This is a genomic window from Pontiella desulfatans (genome assembly GCF_900890425.1).
Taxonomy (GTDB): Bacteria; Verrucomicrobiota; Kiritimatiellia; order Kiritimatiellales; family Pontiellaceae; genus Pontiella; species Pontiella desulfatans.
On the sequence record NZ_CAAHFG010000005.1, the window covers coordinates 90,885 to 109,940 of the forward strand.

A 19,056-nucleotide genomic window follows, 5' to 3' on the forward strand; every position below is an offset into this window, starting at 1 on the left:
ACTCGCTCACGGGGATTGACTCCCGCCGCAATATTCGCATAATTCGCCCTTCCTTTTTCCAGCAAGAGGTATTCTGTTGGCAGGGAACTCCGCCGGCGTAGCTCAGTGGCAGAGCAACGGATTTGTAATCCGTTGGTCGTCAGTTCGACTCTGACCGCCGGCTCCACTCTAAAGGCCTCGTAATTAATAAGTTACGAGGCCTTTCTTTTTGTCTGAATGAGGGGCCAGTTAGTGCAGTAGCGGCATTAAATGCAACCAAAAGTCGGTAGTGCGTTGCATCTCAGGTTGCATTGGGCATTTCCTCATGAAGAAGTATAAAAAACCTCAGACGGCTCTCATGATGCGCTTTTCGCAGTTAAAGCAATCTTCTATAGTATACGATTCTTTTTGATCAATTTAGTAGGTGAGGTTGTTAGATGAGTAAAGAATTTGAAAATACATTACTGATTGGGTCTGTATTCCAGGGTATCCAAACAAGTGCCCATCAAATAAACGAGGATTTAAACTCATTGCTGAATGAGAGGACCATTCATGGATACGATCTGGTAGTATGTGCTTTGGGCGAGAAGTTCTGTACATATTATGATCTGGAGTCATTAGCTAAAGAATACGGCGCTGATGATTATTGGGCTCATTACATTGATCATGTTGATGATCATGGAGCGGCAATTGAATATCTGAACAAAAGAGGACCTGATACCGTCGTTAAAGAACTTCTGGCCGAGAAAGAAAGCAGGGATAGTGTTGAATCGACTCTACCTGGTGATGTCGAGTATTGGGCTCTGCACGAGCTTCAACAGTTGATCGCAGAAATGTCAACTGGCATCAAACTGGTATTCTTTTTCCCCAATGCACCACTTCATAAAGCCATGTCTTGGCTGGCACTTGATGTTGCCAAAGCCGATTTTCCCACCAATCAACGCCAAAGCATTGATCCAGACTCTGGTATGTGTCTAATGAAATATCCATGGAGCGAATGGTGCAAAGACAGCAAGCTGTCGTTCCAAATACCTGATATACCTATACACTCCATTCGTGATGTATTATTGACTCCAGGCGAAAAGGATGGGCGACCAGAAATTGGTAATTGGTGGGGCGCGATAGAGTCATCTCTAAATATTGAGATCGACTTGCGGGTTGTGGCTACCTCTGTCTTAAACCACCCAAGGGTCATCCATCTTTCAACTCGCTCTGGAGGAGAATGCATACTAGCGCCTTTACCTGATCCAGATGATCTACCGCTTGTCTTAGAACATCTGCAATATGGTCGATATATGACTGGTTCATCCCAAAAGAAAGCAGAAATTAAAAAGACCCATCAAGAATGGTTTTACGAAGCTTTCGACGCGATCACAGTTGATCCGAATTATGAGGGGTGGTCAGATCGCAGGATCATCGAGGAAGTAATAATGAAGCAGAATGAAGCCAAATACGTCTATGAAACGTATAATAGGTATTTAAAGGAACGATAGCGTTAATTTTGTGACATACCCTGAATTATCATACCTGCCACACTGTGGCAGGTTTTTTTGTATCCATCGATATATAAGCTGGTTGAGCAATGTGTGGTTGATAAATTTTGTGGTATCACACGACGCCTATCATTCCTAACGCCCTAATCACCTCCATCGCCACCGATTCCGCATGACGCGGGTTCGGGAAAACAGATTGGAGGTGATTTTTATGAGTAAGGTTAGTGCTCCAGATCCGTGCTACTTCAAGACGAGTGCTGCTGCCGATTATATGGGAATTTCCCGTCGGTATTTATGCGAGCTAGTCTCGCAGGGTCGTATTCGCCATTCGCGTGTTGGCCGTCGGACATTGCTATTCAGCAAAGACGACCTGGACGACTTCTTTGAAAGGCATGTCGTTGCAAGTATTTAACAATCATATGTGTAAAATTTCAAACCCGTAAGGGAAAAATAATATAATAAGGAAGATAATGAAAAAAATTGTAAATAAAGTGCTGGATCAGGAATCCGCAATAGAATTCACCGCCAAATTAGCAGCTCCATTTTGGGCCTCCCATCAAGGGTACCTATTATGGGTTCAAAAGCTGTTCTGGTCAACCCTTGCCGACGGCATGAACATTGTTCAGATGAGCCAGGGTAATCTCCAGGAGGTCATTGAGCTCGCAACCGTTTTTTTTGAAAAGGAGAGCGGAGATGATTACATTGATGTCATTAGGGAGCTAAGAACAGTTTCGGATAAGAGGACTATTTGTTCCATTCTGAAGGAGCGGGATGAGAAGCTAAGGTTGGCTATAACGTATTTCGCACTGCTGTACTGCGACAAAGAAAAGCTGCCAAAGGAGCCGGAGGAAGATGCGGCTAATTACCACGGGGTTTTTGACCAAATCATCAAGATCTCTGAAAGCTTGTACCGTGATGCCATAAGAACTCCTCTCCTAGGGGGGAAGCACAAGCCCAAAGAGCTGTTTACTTTGAGTGCTTCCACATTTCGTTCTGGTTTGGTTCAGCTTGATGCCAAGGTCAAAAACTATCGAGGAACTGAAAAATCGCTATATCTGCCTATGGTCGGGGATCGTGATTCTATATTGACCCGGTTTGATGAAGCCGTGTCAGAGTTTCGATTCCAGCTGGCGAATTCTATCGGTGCTCCTGAAGAGTTCAAAGCACTAGAGCTACAGGAGGGCTGATCGTGATGGATAATACGAATGGTACCGATGCCGGAAAGACCACATTGCACGGGGGCGTAGCCCCCAATGCTTATGATGGCATTACAGATCCTGTTTATGGCAGCGCTTCACGCCAGTTAAAAGGTATGGCACTCCGGTGGAGTCAGTCACTTATCCCGCAGGTTCTTCGCGATAAACCGAACTGGACGGTGTTTGAGCTGACGTGGAATGCGCAGAAGGGCAAGTACGATAAAGTGCCTGCCAAATGGAAAGGGCGTGCTAAATGCGGTGATCCTTCAACCTGGAGGACTTGGGATGACATTTTGTACATGTGCAGTGTGAAGACCGAGAAGTGGAATCCCGAATATGATGAGCAGATGGTGGATGGCGTAAAGAAATCTTTTGCTCCTGCTTACGCTCTGTCTGAAGACGACGGGATCTTCTGCATCGACCTCGATCACATTTATGATGCCTACGGGCAGTGTGATCCAATCGCTGCGGTGCTTCTTGATAAATTCAAGGGTACGTACTGCGAACAGTCCAAATCGGGGGACGGAGCCCATATCTTCGGGTATGGAAAGCCCGAGCTCAACGGCAACGTCACTGTGGAGATCGAAGGTGAACGGCTGGACATCGAGGTCTATTCAAAAGACCGCTTCATCTGCATGACAGGTATTGGCATTGACTCCTCTAAAGTAAAGGAGGCCTCAAATGACTAATACACTTATTGGGTGTGATGCACCTCTCATGTGGCTTGAATCTTCAGAGGTTAAACCATCTCGCCAAAAGGCACCTTCTGTTGAGCTGCCGGATCCTGTACTGCCCCCTGCGGCGAACCAGAGTCTGACTGTTCCCGCTCTCGATCATGAAGACGTCCCGGTGATTGTGGATATGCTTCAGGCTATCCCCGCCACAGACGAAGATCCCTGGTGGAGGGTAACCAAGTATCTGGTTTATCTGGGTATTAAGCTGTTCGATGACCCCTACGCCTTCTCTGAACTGTGGGATGAATGGTCGAAGTCAGACATGAGCAACTACGATGTCGACAAGAACCTTGAGAAATGGGGCCGTTTTGAGGAAGAGGCTCTGGCTGAAGGCGAGTTCGAATTCGATCCGCTGGAAGGACTGATGGGTATTGCCCGGGATCATGGCTGGGTAGCGCAACTGGTCGATGACCGTCCTATGCTCATTGTCAGTTCCCAAGTCTCTTCCCGGCAGGTTCAGGATGCTGCTGAGATTGTCGGTGCGCAGTGTGCCGCATCCGGAAAAATCTACCGCCGAGGCCGTGTTGTGGATGAAGTGTGCTTCACCGGCAGTCGGTATGAGCTGTATCCGGTCACGCAGACACGTTCGGTGTCCCTGTTTGAAGAGCTCTGTGCTCCTCATACCGAGAAAGCCGGAAAGGATGGTGAAGCCGTATTGGTTCCATGCAAGGTCTCTACGTCACTGGCATCCAGTCTCCTGTCGTGTCCGGCCATGTTCAATCAGCTGGAAGAGCTGAAGGTTGTGCTCAACTGTTCGGTGCTTGCAACTGATGTAAACGGTAAACTCATCGAAGTTCATAGCGGGCAGTATACAGGAGGCATCCTGGCAGGCGGCCTGCCCGTTGACATGCCGTCGTCATTGACGGAGGCGCGGGAGCGGATCGATTTTCTGCTGGCGGATTACAAATTCGAGACCAAGGGCGACAAAGCACGCGCAGTTGCCTCGATCCTGGAAGGTGGGTTTGTGTTCGGTGGACTGCTTGGTGGCCGGACTGTCATGGCAATTACAGAGGCAGATCTTCCTGGTGCCGGAAAATCTTACCGCAACGATATCACTGCGGCCGTCTACAATGAGGACCTCGCTGTTATCGCTCAGAAGGGATCGGGTATTGGTGGTGCTGAAGAGGCGCTGGACACGGCGCTTGTTGACGGCTCGCGGATGATAAGCTTGGATAATACCCGCGGTAAAATCGATAGCCAGCGCCTGGAGTCGCTGTTGACAAGTGACCGGTATGCCGCGCGGCCAGCGTACAGCAGGACTACACAGGTAGATCCGAGTAGAGCCCTCATAATGATGACGTCCAACCGAGCGGAGCTCACACCCGACCTCCTGCGTCGTTCGTCCATCGTGAAGATCCTGAAGCGTGATGACTATGTCTTCCGGGAATTCCCTGAAGGCGACCTGGTTCAGCATGTGCGGGCCAACTACCAATACTACCTTGGTGCGGTGTACTACGTCATTAAGGAGTGGGATCGTCGGGGGCGTCCCTGTCCCAAGGACACCCGGCATTCATTTAGGCGTTGGGCCGGTGTTCTAGGCTACTGTGTAAAGGACATCCTCGGTTATGCCGACATGCTGGCCGACTACGATAAGGTAGAGCGCCGCATGGACTCCAAGGAGTTGACTTGGCTGCGCAATGTGCTGGGGAAGCTCGTTCCTGTTCTGGATCCACAGACAAAGTATACGACCAGTCAGCTGATCGATGAACTGCTGGAGGTCGAGCCGGAGCTGATCCCGGGGTACAGCGGCGACTGTGATCCTGAGGTGTGCCGGGATACCCGGGAAAAGCTCAATCGAGCCATGGGACGCAGACTGAAGAAGGCCATGGACAAAGAGCTTGAGGTTCGCGTAGACGGCCTGAGATTCGTTCAGAGCGAGGTTTTGGTGCCAAGGCGAGACGGAAAGGGTAACCGCGCGCAAAAGGCGTTCCAGCTAACCAAGCTGAGCTAAATCAACCGGCGGGTGCACACCGCGGTGGTGTGCACCCGCCATCCACTTATTAATATTGAAGGAGATTTAACATGTATGAACACAAGCAAGTTGTAATTGAACACGGAGAATGGAGTGCAAATATCGATGAACATATTGCCGAACTCATCCTCGAAATGTGGAAGGCCGACATCTACACCCTGTTGTCGTGTGAGAACAACAATAACGGTAAGGACAACGGCGATGTCGTGTGGATTATGATGCCGCAGTATGAGGTGTCTGATTTTCTGAATTGTCTGTTGGCAGGTCGGGAAAGGGACGAGTTCTATTTTCGTGTAATGGGCTATCCGGAATTCGGTGATCAATGGAGGTTCAGTGTGCTGGCCGATGACCTAAGTGAGTTCTACGACGAGAAGGAGGATGTCGTCGATTTCAATGGACCGCCGGACATTCACCTGTCAATGAGCGTTCGCTTCCCCATCTGGGACTATGCCGAGGTTCTATCGCGTATGAAGGCATATAATGCGAATGCCGGTAGGCTCGCTCCGCTGCTGCCGATGCCTGAACCACAAAGGCTTCAGGGTGCCACTGACGCAGAGGTAGCCCCTGTGTCCGCGATGTTGGATGTGCAGGAGGTATGTCATGTCGGATAACAACACGATGATTACAGAGGTGTTTGAAGAGCTTACGGCCGAGAAAGAAATTTATCAGGCCATTTTGGATAAATGGAAGAGCATGATGCGTGATCTCATCTGTCTTTCCAAATCTTCCAAGAGTAAGGAGGAGCGTGACTTTTACCACCAGTCGGTTATCGAATCCTTGCAGTGCCTCTTAGATCCCGGTGAAGGGGATGACTTGTACGACCTCGTAGTCGGAGATTACTTCGGACAAGGCTTCAGGCAGCGCCCGTACCCCGTCACGGTATTTGAGTTGCTAAATAAGATGATTCAGGAGCTGGATATAATGCAGCTGTAAATGCCCATCGCTGGAAGCTAAACAGAGGGGTGATGGTGTTGGCACCGCCATCATCCCCCTCGTGCCCCCCGGAATCTGGAGCCTTATCCCCGCCATCTCCCTCCATGCCCTCCATGACTTAACCTCATAAATATTGTTTTGGTTAACCCCCACAACCCCGTCGTGTATAGCATCTCAGTCTCTTGGGTAAGTGGATTCTAACCAAACTTTTGATGGAGGGATTGGAGGGAGATGGGGGGAACCTTCTATTTTTTGGAGGGATAATGGCGGGGGTATAGCGGGAGATAATAAAGGTTTAAAAGTTATAGCAATACTCACGTACAAGAGGCTGATTACTCGTTTTGGGGCCGCCACTCAGACCTCACGAGTCAGGTGCCCATGCTCCCCCTCCGTAATTCCCCTCTGTTACTGGCGTTTCCCCTCACAATCCCGCCGTTTCCCTCCATCCCCGCCATATCCATTGCCACATAAGCCTAAAAGGGTATGAGTTGGCCATGCCAAAGGTTAAAACAGCTCGAAAAGTGGGAATAAATAATAGATGGGAGGCGGTTGGTTATACAACTGCCCCGACAGGCCCTCTGGTTGATGCCAGGGGGCTTTTTAATGTGAAATTAACCTATGGAGGTAAGTGTGATTAAGTTGAATGCTAGCTACTCAAAGAAGGTGCCTGCCGAGCAGGAGTACAGTTCGAAATCGTTCATGGCCTGTGTGGAAGTAGAGCTGCCAACCGGAGCTTCGGCCCGTGAACTGCAGGATAAAATTCATGACACGTTTGAATTGGTGAAGCAGTCCGTTGAGTCTGAAATCAGTGGGCAGACGGGCCAGCGGTCATCTGGGCGTGAAGAGCGGCCTCAGGGCCGCCAGCAGCGTCCACGTCAACATCAGCCGGACGGAAAGGCTTCTAACAAACAGATTTCCTATCTGTTGGACCTCGCCAAGTCCAGGGGCGTCATGCCCCGGGATCTCGACGCTGATATCCGTCAACGCTATGCGTATGCCGAGACGGTGTACGATCTTAGCCGGGCTGATTGCAGCTTCATGATCGACCATGTGCAACGTCAGAAGGCCGCGGCGTAGTTGTCCACCCCAAAACCTAAACCAACCCCGTCGTATCACTGTGATGCGGCGGGGTTTCTTTATGAAAGGAATAATGCAATGAAATTATCGGAATTACGTAAGCGGCCGCACTGGAGCTACAGCTCGCTGAACCAGTTGATCAACATCTGTTCACTGGCCTGGAAGTTCCAGAAGGTCGATAAACTGAAACCATCACATACATCAGTGAACCTGGTGGCCGGCAGTGTTTATCACCGCACCCTTGAGCAGGTTTATCTCGCACGTAAGAACGGACTGCCCCTCACGATAGATGAGGTGCTGGAGTTGTATACGGAGGACTGGCGTCGATCATCGAAGGAAGAACTCATTAAATATAAGAAGCTGGATGCCGCAGGCGTCGAAGAACAGGGCCGTGGTCTGGTTAAAGTCGCCTGGGATAATATCGACAATTCAGAGCGTATTGTAGCCGTTGAGTCGCCGTTCATCGTGCCCATTGAGCATGAGGGAAAGTTCATGTCCAAGCCGTTCATTGGGGCGTGGGACCTGGTCGTTGAAAAGGACGGGGACATAACCGTGGTGGACCAGAAAACATCGGCCACCCGTTGGAATCCAGCGAAGGCCCATGCATCGATGCAGGGCATAGCGTATTCAATGTCGTACAACTTGACTCACGGCATAAACCCTGGTCTGAGGTTCGATATCGCGGTTAAGAACAAAACCCCGGTATTCGAGTCCCATGAAACGGCTCGCACTCCGGATGACTGGCGGCGGCTGTGCAAGTTGGTGGCTGTGGCGGAAGACATCGTGAAAAATGAAATCTTCTACCCGAATCATGATTCCTTCGCATGCGCTGACTGTGGATTCAAAACGGCTTGCAGAGAGTGGAGCTGTGAGAGGCCACTTTCGGACGATCTAGCTGCTTAATAACTTATGCATTCGCAATAAGTTTTTAGTGGCTTCTTTCGCTGAAGTCGGTGTGTAGGTACCGGTATATGGGGGAGATTTCGTGTTCAGAAATACCGCGAACCGGGGTGTAGGCGGCGGCTACACCCCGGTTAAATTTGCAAAAACCCCTGTAAAAGCGCGAAAACTACGTTTTTGACGTCCCTTTTCAGTGTCCTTTAACCGCAATTTCCGAATTTGCCGTTAGCCGCCGACTTCTGCCCGCAAGTCGATCTGCAAGTGCTCAGCAGCCCTTTTCATTCCTCTCTACTGCTTTCAATAAATACAGAGAAAGGAATGAAATGTTTACCCCAATCATCAGTCCTTCGCCTGCGCCGATTTCGGGGTAAAGCGGCCTGTAGAGAGTGGAGCTGTGAGAGGCCACTTTCGAATGGTCTAACTGCTTAAAAACTTATTTTTTAAAAATAAGATTATAAGCAGTTACCGTTCAAGTGGTGCTGAACTATGGTCGTAGGTACCGGTATATGGGGGAGATTTCATGTTCAGAAATACCGTGAACCGGGTTGCAGATTGCATTTGCAACCCGGTTCTTGTGCGTAAACCTTAGTAAAAACGCATAAATCACAATTCCAGCCCTCCGATTGGAAGTGTATTCACCGCACTTCATAATTTCCAGCGCGCGGCCCGTTTTCGACAGCAATGCGATCTGCGAGCCGTCTGACTTACTTCTATACCGCCTTCATTTCTTTACCAACCGCTTTCAATAAACACAGAGAAAGGAATGAACGATGGTACTTACATTACAAACAGAATTAGCCGTTCGGGAAACAACCGAGTACGGACCGAAGTTAATAAAGCCTGACGACGTCGCCGAATACCTCCGGGACATGAAACTCATGACGCAGGAGGCTTTCGTTGTTATCGGATTGAATGCCAAGAACTGCGTTATCAATAAGCACCTGGTCAGCATCGGTACGGTCAGCTCGACCTTGGTTCATCCTCGCGAGTGCTTCAAGCCCGTGCTGCTGGACTGTGCGTCATCCGTGATATTGGCACATAACCATCCGTCTGGAGATCCAACACCATCGGCGGAGGATATCAAGATAACCCGGCAACTGGTGTCAGCAGGTGAGGTTCTCGGGATCCGAGTTTTGGATCACGTCATCCTGGGGTCTGACCACCTGAGCCTCAAGGAAGCAGGCTTGGTCAAGTTCTGAGCCGGTTTTGGAACACTGTGCCAAACAATAAAGGCATCGGAGCCGCATCCTTCACCGGGTGCGGCTCCGGTGCGTTGCCCTTTTCACAATTGCACCGCCAAGCGTCACCACCGGGTGACACGAAGACGCCGGAGGCCGTCCCCGTTGGAGGGGCGGCCTCCTTCATTTTAACTAAACCCAGAAAGGAGACATGCCATGAGTGCATATCAAAAGATTAATGAAATGATCACCGCCCGACTCATAGAGCGGGTGGAAGCAAGCAGCGGTGAGTTACCGTGGAAGAAACCGTGGACATCATTCTCGTTGATGCCCCGGAACCTCATCTCAAAGAAGCCGTATCGCGGTGTAAATGTGTTTTTGTTGCACATGTTGGGGTACGCCAGCCCGTACTTCCTGAGTTTTAAGCAGGTTACGGCATTGGGGGGAGCTGTCCGCAAGGGTGAAAAATCCTGCCCAGTCGTGTTCTGGCGCTTTGTGGATTCGAAGGAGGATGATTCCGAGGCGAAAGGCTATGCGATGTTGAGGTACTACCGCGTGTTCAACGTTGAGCAATGTGATGGGCTACCGGAGAGTAAGGTGCCCGTGGTTGAAATACCAAAACGGGAACATACGCCGTTGGAGATCGCGGAGCAGTTGGTGGCTTCGATGCCCGACTGTCCGGTAATCAAACACGGCTGCAGGCAGGCATCGTATTCCCCGGCATTGGACCGAGTCGCTATGCCTGATCCGGAAGTATTCCATTCGGGGGAGTCGTACTATGCTGCGCTATTCCATGAGCTGGCGCATTATGCCGACACTGGGATTATGCCGAATTGAGTTTCAATGGAATTGATTGCCGGGTGAATTCGAGAAACTGATTCGGCATAACATTGCAAGAATCGATCTTGCAAGATGTTGTGTTTTGTTTCCGATTTGCTCCTTAACAACGATAAGGAGCAACAAATGAATACGCATCAACAAACAACGAATGAAGCCCATGTAACCGCCCGCGAACTGTTCGGGGAGCACGTGTCCTCCTTCCGGCAATATCTTGTCGGCCACAACTATGTGACCAATACTGTCCAGCAATACATGCGGTGCGTGGGGGCTCTTGCGGCGACCATGAAAGCAGACGGAATCGCCGTCGGGGAGTTGAACGAGGCATTGGTTCTGGATCTTGTGGACAGGCAGGGATGGCCCGAAGGACGTCACTACTACGCCGTCACGATCGCAAAGCGCTTTGTTCGCTTCCTGCATGACCGGGGAGTGGGACAGCTTCCACCTCCCCCGACGGAGAAGGAAATCGCAAGAAAGGAACTGCGTAAGGAATACGAATCCTACCTGCGCCGACAACGCGGATTGAGTGAAAGTACGATCTTTGGTTGCTGGCACCAGGCAAACCGTTTTCTTGAATACCGCTTCGGTGAAGAGGCTGGAGACCTTTCAAAAATCACGGCGACCGACATCATTGACTTCCTCCAGCATGTAACCGGCAGAAAACCGCCGGTACGGAATAAGACGGTTTCCACTCACCTGAGGAGCTTCTTTCGCTTCCTGTTCCAGACCAAGCGAAACGGGGCCAACCTCGCCAAGGGCATTCCAAGCGTGGCCCAGTGCTACGGGAAACGGTTGCCCGTGCATCTGACTTCCGAACAAACCGAAGTCCTGGTCGATGCGGTTCGTGGCAATAAACCTACGAGTCGACGGAACCATGCGATGGTGCTGCTGCTCGCCCGGCTCGGGTTGCGTCCACAGGAGGTGATCCGTATTCAAGTCGATGATATCGACTGGAGGGCCGGTGAGATCGTCATCAGGGGCAAGGGCGGTCGGCATGACCGGCTTCCCCTTCCGACCGACGTGGGCGAAGCCATTGTGGAGTACATCCGGAACGACCGGGTCACGGAGTCGAGAACGCTCTTCGTGTCGAACCACGCGCCGCACAAGCCATTCAAAAACGCCGAGGTACTGAATACGGTTCTTGTGAAAGCGTTCGCGAAAAGCGGACTGACGCCGCCAATACCGTATACCTGTACGCACATACTGCGGCATAGCCTGGCGACCAACCTCGTGCGGCAGGGCGCATCACTCGACGAGGTCAGCAACCTGCTTCGCCACCGGAGCCAGACAACAACCATGCTCTATGCGCGGATGGATGTGGACGGCCTGCGATCAATCGCCTTGCCTTGGCCCGGAGAAGGAGGTGCCCAATGAAAACCTTGAATAGAGAGCTTGAGCGCTACCTGTCCATCCGGCGAGGCCTTGGGTATAAACTGAATACGGATGAACGAATCCTTCGCAGGTTCATCGAGTTCATGGAGCAGGAAGAAGCGGCGCACATCAGCACCGGCTGTTTCCTTCGCTGGAAGGAGGCATTCGGGCATGCAAACACGCAAACCTGGTCGAGACGACTGACAGTGGTCAGAATCTTCGCCCAGTGGATGCACGGCATCGACCCCCGCCACGAAGTGCCGCCGCAATCACTGATACCCGGCCATGTCCGCCGCTCCCGGCCTTACATCTACAGCGAAGAGGAAATCAAGATGATCGTTGAAGCCGCAGCGGAGCTTCCTTCCCGCAACGGCATCCGTCCGCTGACCTACTCGACGTTCTTCGGACTCATCGCCGTTACCGGCATGAGAATCAGCGAAGCCGTTTCGCTCAATGTTGCCGATGTCGATCTCGAGAATGGAGTCGTTGCCGTACGAAAAGGAAAGCTGGGCAAGGAACGCTTGCTGCCGGTCTCTACGGATACAGCGGAACGGCTGGTTGCCTATGCCGTCGAAAGGGATCGGCTAAACGAATCGACACCCTCGGCATTCTTTATCTCGGATCATGGGGAACGGCTGGACGCCTGCGCCGCCCGCTACAACTTCGCCATCGTATGTCAGCGTGTCGGGCTGCGACCGGTTCAGAAGTTTTTCCGGCACGGGCGCGGGCCGCGCATCCATGACCTGCGGCATACTTTCGCCGTCCGCACGATGCTCAACTGGTACCGGGATGGAAAGGATCCGGCCCAGGAAATGATCAAGCTCGTCACCTACCTCGGGCATGAAAAGCCCGCACACACCTACTGGTACATCGAGGCGGCTCCTGAACTGCTAGAACTGGCGTCCCGCCGTGCGGAAGAATCCGCAGCAAGGGAGGTGGAATCATGAACGCGCTGACACTACCCGCTCTGGTTCAACTGTTCTTCACCGACCGGCTCACCATCCAGATAAACGCAAGTCCCAATACGATCGCCAGCTACCGGGATACCTTCCGCCTGCTGTTGCGCTTTGCCGGGGAACAACACGGCAAGGTGCCGACGAAACTCCGGGTCGAAGATCTGGATACCGAACTGGTGGGCGACTTCCTCGCCTATGTTGAGAACAAGCGCCGCAACTGCGCCCGCAGCCGCAATGCCCGGTTGGCCGCCATCCGGTCCTTCTTCAAATTCGTGGCCATGACCGAACCGGCATACCTGCTCCAATGCCAGCGAATACTGTCCATGCCCAGCAAGCGCCATGAGCAACGTACAGTGGAGTTTTTGGACCGCCGGGAAATGGATGCGCTGCTGTCTGCGCCGGACCGGTCCACATGGATCGGGCAACGCGATCATGCCATCCTGACACTGGCACTGCAAACCGGACTTCGAGCATCGGAGCTAATCAACCTATGCCAATGCGATCTCATTGCCGGAACTGGTGCGCATGTCCAGTGTATGGGTAAAGGTCGAAAACAGCGCCTCACGCCTCTCAGGAAAGAAACCCTTTTGGTCATGAAGAACTGGCTTCGGCGGTATGGCGGAACTGAAGACGGGCCGCTCTTTCCAACCATCAGGGGAGGGAAACTCAGTCGAGACGCCCTGGAACATCTTGTGCGAAAGCATACGCTCACGGCTTCGAAAACCTGCCCCTCGCTGGCGACCAAGCGGGTGAGTCCGCATGTGCTTCGGCACAGCACCGCCATGGAGTTGCTGCACCACGGGGTGGATCAAACCGTTATCTCGCTATGGCTTGGCCATGAATCCGTTGAAACAACGAGAATCTACCTGCACGCCGATCTGCACCTTAAGGAAAAGGCGTTGGAAAAAGTGATGGCAACGGCCTCGAAACCAGGGCGGTATCTCCCCGCTGACAAGCTACTCGCCTTCCTCGAAGGCCTATAATTATGCCTAATGGCCGTACCGAACACCCTTTGACTGCAAGGGTGAAATCATTCGGTACGGCATAATCCCAGTGTCGGCATAATGCGCCTTATGCCGATATCGGCATAAGGCGCATTCTACCGGTCATGAATCCCGGGTTGGGCGTAAAGAGATTATGACGCCGACGACGTTTGGAAGTCATGCGTATTCCCGCGAAGAATTAGCCGCGGAGATGACCGCTGCCTTCCTATGCGGGTATGCAGGGACCCTGATGTCTACCGAAGCCAATCAGGCTAGTTATTTGCGTGGGTGGTTGGAAAAGCTGAAGAGTGATCCGGCCATGCTCATCAGGGCGGGTAGTGATGCACAGAAGGCGTTCGATTTCATTATGGATGCCAAGGCTGCAGAACAGTCAACCGAGATGAAGGAGGCCGCGTAGTGAGTTACCGAGAGCAGTTATTAGCAGATGCCCATGCGGCCATTGCTGAGTTCCCCAGCCGTAAGAGTGAGATTGTTGATCTATTCACTTTGGCGGTTTCAGAAATTGAAAGTGGTGAAAGCGAAGCCAACGAGTACGAGTTATTCGTTGGCTCCGTTGAGGCCATACGTAAGGAATCAATACCAGGAGAATAACAATGAGTGAAAGTAATGTGTTAGACGGCCGAGCCTTGAAAAAGGTTCGGCTTTTTGCGTTGGGGCGGTTGGTGGCGACACCGGGCGCGTTGGCGGCGTTGGAAGAAAATGGCAAAGGCTGCACCGAATACCTTGAGCGACATGTTCGCGGTGAATGGGGTGACCTCTGCGATGAAGACAAGCTGGCAAATGATGAAGCAGTAGCGGCCGGGTTGAGAATTCTCTCAGCCTATCGGCTGCCGGACGGTGAACGGCTGTGGGCCATAACTGAAGCGGATCGGTCGGTAACGACGATATTGCTTCCAGCTGAGTATTAAAGGAGATCGAAAATGTACGATGAATATGATGAGTACGAAGAAGATTATCCGTCTCAACGCCGAGGCACCATGCGACGACGCTTTTCCCTCCAATGGAAATGGCCCATGTTGGCTTTGTTGGTGTTGGTGCTGCTCTCACTGCGTTTTTGCAGTGGAGGTCGTCAGGAGCCAAATACGGAGCTTCCGCGCAAGCAAACGGTTCGTGTGGTATCCATGAGTGAGATCGATCTTCGTGTCAGGGCCGCCGCAGTTTCCGCAAGGGATAAAGCTGCTCGTCATGCAGAAGAATCGGTCCGGCATTGGGTTGACGGCCTGCGTCGTCGCAATGTCGAATTCTGTGACTGGTATTTCAGTTACCTTACAGCCAACTCGCTTGAGTTACGTGCGCTGGGATACCACCTGGCAGATACGGTACTTGTTGAAGCCATTGCCGGACAACAACCGACAGCGGCTGAGCGTCTGGAGGATGTGGTGAGTGAGGCGTATGCCGCACGGGTTCTTCATCCTTCAAGTGCACAGCTTAAAGTTGAGAGCATTTGCCGCGTGAGCGTGGAGGTTTACCTCCAGTCCCTGAGTCAGCAGTTATCAGGGCTGGAAGCGGAATTCGAGATTGCGCAGGCCGATTGGCCGCAGTACCTCGAAGGGCTGTCGAGATTAACACTGTCCATTGAAAATGGAAGACAGGTGCCTGTCGTGACAAAGGCGGTGATGGCCGGCAGCGGTATTGCCGTGGCCAAGGCTGTAAAGGTCGGAAGCGGGCAACTCCGGAGTCTGGTGGTTAAGGCCGGTGGTGATAGGCTGTTGACCGGAGGCGCACGTGTTGGCGGTAAGTTTGTAAAAGGTGCTGGTTGGTGGCTGGCCATCGGCCTGACTGCGGCTGATCTCATTGACCACAGGCACACCGTCAGCGTTAACCGCCCGGTGCTTGAGCGCAGCCTGAACGAATATCTCGATGAGTTGGTCCAGTTAACTCTGTATGACTCGCAAACAGGTATCGTGCCTGTTATCGACGGTGTTCAGCGCGATGTTCTCAGCCGGATCGAAACTGAAGACAAAAGCGAGAGGTAATAAAGTGAAAGCAATAGAACTGAAAAATGGAGATCGGGGTGATCCCGATTTCCACCGCATGCGCTCTTTGCTTGCGTGTGTCGGAAAAGACAAAATGCGTCCAGAACTCCATTATATCCTCGTTGAAAAGACGAAGGGCGGTGTTTATGCCGTTGGATGTGATGGCCTGCGACTGCGCCGTGATCTGTTCAGGATCAAGGCGGAGCCAGGTCTGTATGAGATCGAGGTAAACAACGCCCGGGAGATCCGGCTCGTGTTTAGTCCGATAAAAGTCCGCTATCCCGACTACCGCAAGGTCATCCCCAACCTGGAGCCTGAATCCACATACAGTGTCGTAGGCAAAAGCCCTCGGTTCGCCATGTGGATCGGGGCGGCTTTGGGGTGCTATGTGGATCCAAAGCTCATGCCGCTTGATGCCGATGAATTCGGAGAGGTATTCGTTCAGAAAAAGGATGGGTATATTATGCCTCTGACATTTCGGAATGATCTTTCGCTGGTTGTGGTTATGCCAATGAAGCTGGACGGAAAAATCAGTGAGCAACTGCAAAGTATGCAGCTTGGCCGTCTGCGCCATTTGCGGAAAATGAAAGTAGTAAAACAACAATCCAAGAAAGAGTCCGCCCCTTGGTGGACAGCGCTGGTCAAGCGCAAGGCGGCCTAGGCCGCCTGAGAGAGAGCGGTGCCATTATCCGCTCTCTTCTTTTTTGCTTCATGGATCGTTACTGGGAGTGTTGACGGTGCAAGTTTAATCCACTCAGGCCGACCACTTAACTCCTTTGCAAATGAAAAGTTTGCATTTCGATCTGCTTATTTAATTCAACTGCTATTTTGGCAGTCAGGGATCGCCATCGCCCCCGTATTTGATGAAGAGCCGAGCCTAATAACATTATGAATACGGGCCCCCATGCCCGGAATGGGTTTCATATTTAGGGTGTACTGGATAAGGATCGTTTCTCTAGGGGACTCCCTCACGCACGATCACAGTCCAGAGCCACTAACTCCCTTATCCCACTGATCCCTGACAAGAAAGCGACCTCCACGGCGCTAGGGTCGAACTGGAGGATGTCAGCCAGCAGCTGAAGTATGCATCACGGCTAGCCCCTCATGTAGAAGAAGGCGGTCGCTATCGTAAATCCGGAATCTCCATTTGGGGGCGGTTGCTTCGGGCTATCATTAAATGGAACAGGAAGTGTGGTCAGGTCGTCAAAAGGTAGGGATGTAAATTTCTATTGAGGATCGGGCTGAGGATTATATGTGCCTTCGGCTTCATTCCAGGATCGGGACTGCGCTCTGATGGCGATTAATTTTCCAAATGATACCTATCGCGATGACCGGGTATTAACCCTCTCAAGTCGGGCTTATCCCCAATACGGTAGATAGCGGCATTGAAAGGAAAGGCTATATTTTAATCCTTATACACGGCGTAGGTGTTGGGCTATGTCGGTATATCATTATACATAAAAGACTTAGGGTTAAAGTAGCTGTAGATGAATAGAGCGGTAATAGAAAGCAGATATTTGAAGCGGGAACTGGTGTTCGATGCCGGGTCGATGCGCTCAATGGCATTTTATGCCGGAACGGGCAATGAACCGCTCGCGGATATCTCGGTTGCGGATGAAGCGACGGTCACGATTGACGGGATCGAATATGTGCTGGGCAGCACGGGCTGTTCTGCAGAAACCGTAAAGACTCCGAGGGGTCAGCAACTGATCATTACCTGCGGTGAACAACCTGAACTTTCCGGTGTGGTCGTGAAACTGGTGTACGAGGCCTTTGACGATGTTCCGGCGCTGACTAAGCATATCAATGTGGAAAACGAAGGTCCGCGGGAGATATGCATCAACGGCATACAAGTCGAACGCATCAAACCGTTGATCGGAAAAAGTCATAAACTGTTGCTGGAGGACGATTATGTCCGTGACGCGCTTACGGTGGATGGAAAACGAGTTTACAGCCCCTGGATCGAAAAACATCGCCGGTATATCGATGCCTTTCTGAATCCCGGTGAAGAGGCATACTGCTTTGCCTATCCGGTGGATATGGATTGGGAGCTGAGGGCCGGCGAACGTTTTGAGTCATTTAAGGTGTATGAGTTTGTTGTGCCGAATACGGAAGAGGCGGGCCTGGCGGTCCGCAAGGCGACCCGCGCGCTTTTCCCGTGGACTTGTGACCGTGCGCTGGGCTGCAGCCTGGCGCCGGCGTCGAAGGTTGAGGAATATTATGTGGGCATTGACCGGGTTGCTGAAGCCGGCTTTGAATATGTCCATCTGAATCACGGCTGGATCAAGGGCGTGATGACGTCGCCCCTGTTTACCAATTACAGCGATTATGCGCTGCGCCCGGAGCTGTTTCAAAATGGGTGGGATGATATCCGCAAGCTGTCGGACTACGCGCACGCGAAAGGATTGCAGATTTCATTTTATTCTATCTATGTCAACACCTGGATGGAAGAGGGGGCGAATACCCCTAAAGCCTATACGGACCATGACTGGGAACTGATCTGGGCGGATGACGACGACAGCAGTCGTTGGGGTACTACGTTGGATCCCGCAGCGGGCTGGGGCGAGGTGGTGAACCGGAAGCTGTCGGAGGCGATTGATAAGGGCGGTTTTGATGCCTACCATCTGGATGGCCCTTACTATGGCGATATTTCTGTGGCTGAAAACCGTTCCGTGAAACCCGGCGGACCGAATCAGATGCTGGCGTGGGAATATCAGAAGACTTTCTACGAAAGGATGAAAGCGTCGGGTATTCATGGCGAGGCGGCCCAGGGATTCCAGGCATTTGCCCATGGCATGAGCCGAATTACGACGACCGGTTATGAAGAGGGCGATTTCGGTGATAAACCGATCCAGCAGCAGATTCTGGCGAACCGCAAAGCCGCTTATGATTTTACGAAGCTATACCGGCCTGAGCAGGCCACAACAGTCCTTCCGATCGTTGCCTGGAGTCCGGATGAGGATGCGCCGGATCTGCTGGTACCGATGGAAGAACATGCAGATGAATACAACGCCTACCTAGCCAATGTATATGGCTACGGATTTGAGGGAAAACCTTTTTGCAAAGTGCCCTTTGAAGGGCCGAAGAGCAAGGCGGTCGTGCAGCGCTGGCTGACCTTCTGGAAAGATCATTCCGAGTATTTTAAACAAGGGTATCTGCTCCATCTCAAGAAACCTGACGGGGAGCATCTTGATGCGGTCATGCATCTGCTCGATACCGGGCGGGAAGAAAAGGCCCTAGTCGTAGTGTATAACCCGGCAGAGCTGGAGTTGTCCGGCGGGATCAATCTTTCGGTCCCCGGATTTGAGGGGCGCGAAAAGACCTGGGGCTATAAGGCGGAATCCGGCGCGACCGGGACTGTGGAGGGGGACTGTCTTCCGGTCTCTGTACCCCCGTCTGACGCAACCTGGTACGAACTGTGGGAATTAAAAGAACAAGGGGACATCTGAA

19 protein-coding genes, 1 tRNA gene and 1 pseudogene are annotated in these 19,056 nt (G+C 52.0%); all 21 read left to right on the forward strand.

Features of this window, described 5'->3' with window-relative positions; all coding sequences use genetic code 11:
- The first annotated feature begins 91 nt into the window (after positions 1-91).
- The 21 genes and pseudogenes from E9954_RS30785 (at position 92) to E9954_RS30885 (ending at position 19,055) form a co-directional block, all read left to right on the forward strand.
- Positions 92-166, forward strand: a tRNA-Thr gene (locus E9954_RS30785).
- A 250-nt stretch (positions 167-416) separates the two neighbouring features.
- Entirely contained in the window at positions 417-1,472 is a 1,056-nt protein-coding gene (locus E9954_RS30790) for a hypothetical protein (protein WP_136083154.1), read from the forward strand.
- A 211-nt stretch (positions 1,473-1,683) separates the two neighbouring features.
- A complete protein-coding gene (locus E9954_RS34005) occupies positions 1,684-1,884 on the forward strand; it encodes a helix-turn-helix domain-containing protein (RefSeq protein WP_168442715.1) in 201 nt (66 codons plus the stop codon).
- Positions 1,885-1,942: 58 nt separating this feature from the next.
- On the forward strand, positions 1,943-2,659 hold the full coding sequence (locus tag E9954_RS30800; RefSeq protein WP_136083156.1) for a hypothetical protein: 717 nt from the start codon (positions 1,943-1,945) through the stop codon (positions 2,657-2,659).
- Between the two features lie 2 nt (positions 2,660-2,661).
- The gene (locus E9954_RS30805) at positions 2,662-3,357 is read left to right on the forward strand and encodes a hypothetical protein (protein ID WP_136083157.1); all 696 of its coding nucleotides are present in this window, start codon (positions 2,662-2,664) and stop codon (positions 3,355-3,357) included.
- The gene (locus E9954_RS30810) at positions 3,350-5,353 is read left to right on the forward strand and encodes a hypothetical protein (RefSeq protein ID WP_136083158.1); all 2,004 of its coding nucleotides are present in this window, start codon (positions 3,350-3,352) and stop codon (positions 5,351-5,353) included. Before E9954_RS30805 ends, E9954_RS30810 begins: the two co-directional genes overlap by 8 nt.
- Before the next feature lie 71 nt (positions 5,354-5,424).
- On the forward strand, positions 5,425-5,985 hold the full coding sequence (locus tag E9954_RS30815) for a hypothetical protein (protein ID WP_136083159.1): 561 nt from the start codon (positions 5,425-5,427) through the stop codon (positions 5,983-5,985).
- Positions 5,975-6,307 (forward strand): hypothetical protein, encoded by a 333-nt coding sequence (locus E9954_RS30820; protein WP_136083160.1) that lies wholly within the window; start codon positions 5,975-5,977, stop codon positions 6,305-6,307. The genes E9954_RS30815 and E9954_RS30820 overlap by 11 nt, the downstream gene beginning before the upstream one ends.
- 630 nt (positions 6,308-6,937) lie before the next feature.
- Positions 6,938-7,384, forward strand: a complete 447-nt coding sequence (locus E9954_RS30825) for a hypothetical protein (protein WP_136083161.1) — start codon at positions 6,938-6,940, stop codon at positions 7,382-7,384.
- 78 nt (positions 7,385-7,462) lie between these two features.
- On the forward strand, positions 7,463-8,287 hold the full coding sequence (locus E9954_RS30830; RefSeq protein WP_136083162.1) for a RecB family exonuclease: 825 nt from the start codon (positions 7,463-7,465) through the stop codon (positions 8,285-8,287).
- Positions 8,288-9,054: 767 nt separating this feature from the next.
- The gene (locus E9954_RS30835) at positions 9,055-9,483 is read left to right on the forward strand and encodes a JAB domain-containing protein (protein WP_136083163.1); all 429 of its coding nucleotides are present in this window, start codon (positions 9,055-9,057) and stop codon (positions 9,481-9,483) included.
- 195 nt (positions 9,484-9,678) lie between these two features.
- A complete protein-coding gene (locus E9954_RS30840; protein ID WP_136083164.1) occupies positions 9,679-10,299 on the forward strand; it encodes an ArdC family protein in 621 nt (206 codons plus the stop codon).
- Between the two features lie 126 nt (positions 10,300-10,425).
- Positions 10,426-11,673: a site-specific integrase gene (locus E9954_RS30845; RefSeq protein ID WP_222847228.1), complete on the forward strand. Its 1,248-nt coding sequence runs from the start codon at positions 10,426-10,428 to the stop codon at positions 11,671-11,673.
- Positions 11,670-12,617: a tyrosine-type recombinase/integrase gene (locus tag E9954_RS30850; RefSeq protein ID WP_136078976.1), complete on the forward strand. Its 948-nt coding sequence runs from the start codon at positions 11,670-11,672 to the stop codon at positions 12,615-12,617. The genes E9954_RS30845 and E9954_RS30850 overlap by 4 nt, the downstream gene beginning before the upstream one ends.
- The gene (locus E9954_RS30855) at positions 12,614-13,609 is read left to right on the forward strand and encodes a tyrosine-type recombinase/integrase (protein WP_136078975.1); all 996 of its coding nucleotides are present in this window, start codon (positions 12,614-12,616) and stop codon (positions 13,607-13,609) included. Before E9954_RS30850 ends, E9954_RS30855 begins: the two co-directional genes overlap by 4 nt.
- A gap of 118 nt (positions 13,610-13,727) precedes the next feature.
- A pseudogene (locus E9954_RS30860) lies at positions 13,728-14,027 on the forward strand (zincin-like metallopeptidase domain-containing protein); the annotation flags it as partial.
- A complete protein-coding gene (locus E9954_RS30865; protein WP_136083166.1) occupies positions 14,027-14,221 on the forward strand; it encodes a hypothetical protein in 195 nt (64 codons plus the stop codon). The pseudogene E9954_RS30860 and the gene E9954_RS30865, both read left to right, overlap by 1 nt.
- Before the next feature lie 2 nt (positions 14,222-14,223).
- Positions 14,224-14,538 (forward strand): hypothetical protein, encoded by a 315-nt coding sequence (locus E9954_RS30870; RefSeq protein ID WP_136083167.1) that lies wholly within the window; start codon positions 14,224-14,226, stop codon positions 14,536-14,538.
- 12 nt (positions 14,539-14,550) lie between these two features.
- Positions 14,551-15,606, forward strand: coding sequence for a hypothetical protein (locus tag E9954_RS30875; protein WP_136083168.1), 1,056 nt, complete (start codon positions 14,551-14,553; stop codon positions 15,604-15,606).
- Between the two features lie 4 nt (positions 15,607-15,610).
- Entirely contained in the window at positions 15,611-16,267 is a 657-nt protein-coding gene (locus E9954_RS30880) for a bromodomain-containing protein (protein WP_136083169.1), read from the forward strand.
- An 826-nt stretch (positions 16,268-17,093) separates the two neighbouring features.
- Positions 17,094-19,055 carry a hypothetical protein gene (locus E9954_RS30885; protein ID WP_136083170.1) on the forward strand — a complete coding sequence of 654 codons (1,962 nt, stop codon included), beginning with the start codon at positions 17,094-17,096 and terminating at the stop codon, positions 19,053-19,055.
- Position 19,056 lies beyond the last annotated feature (1 nt).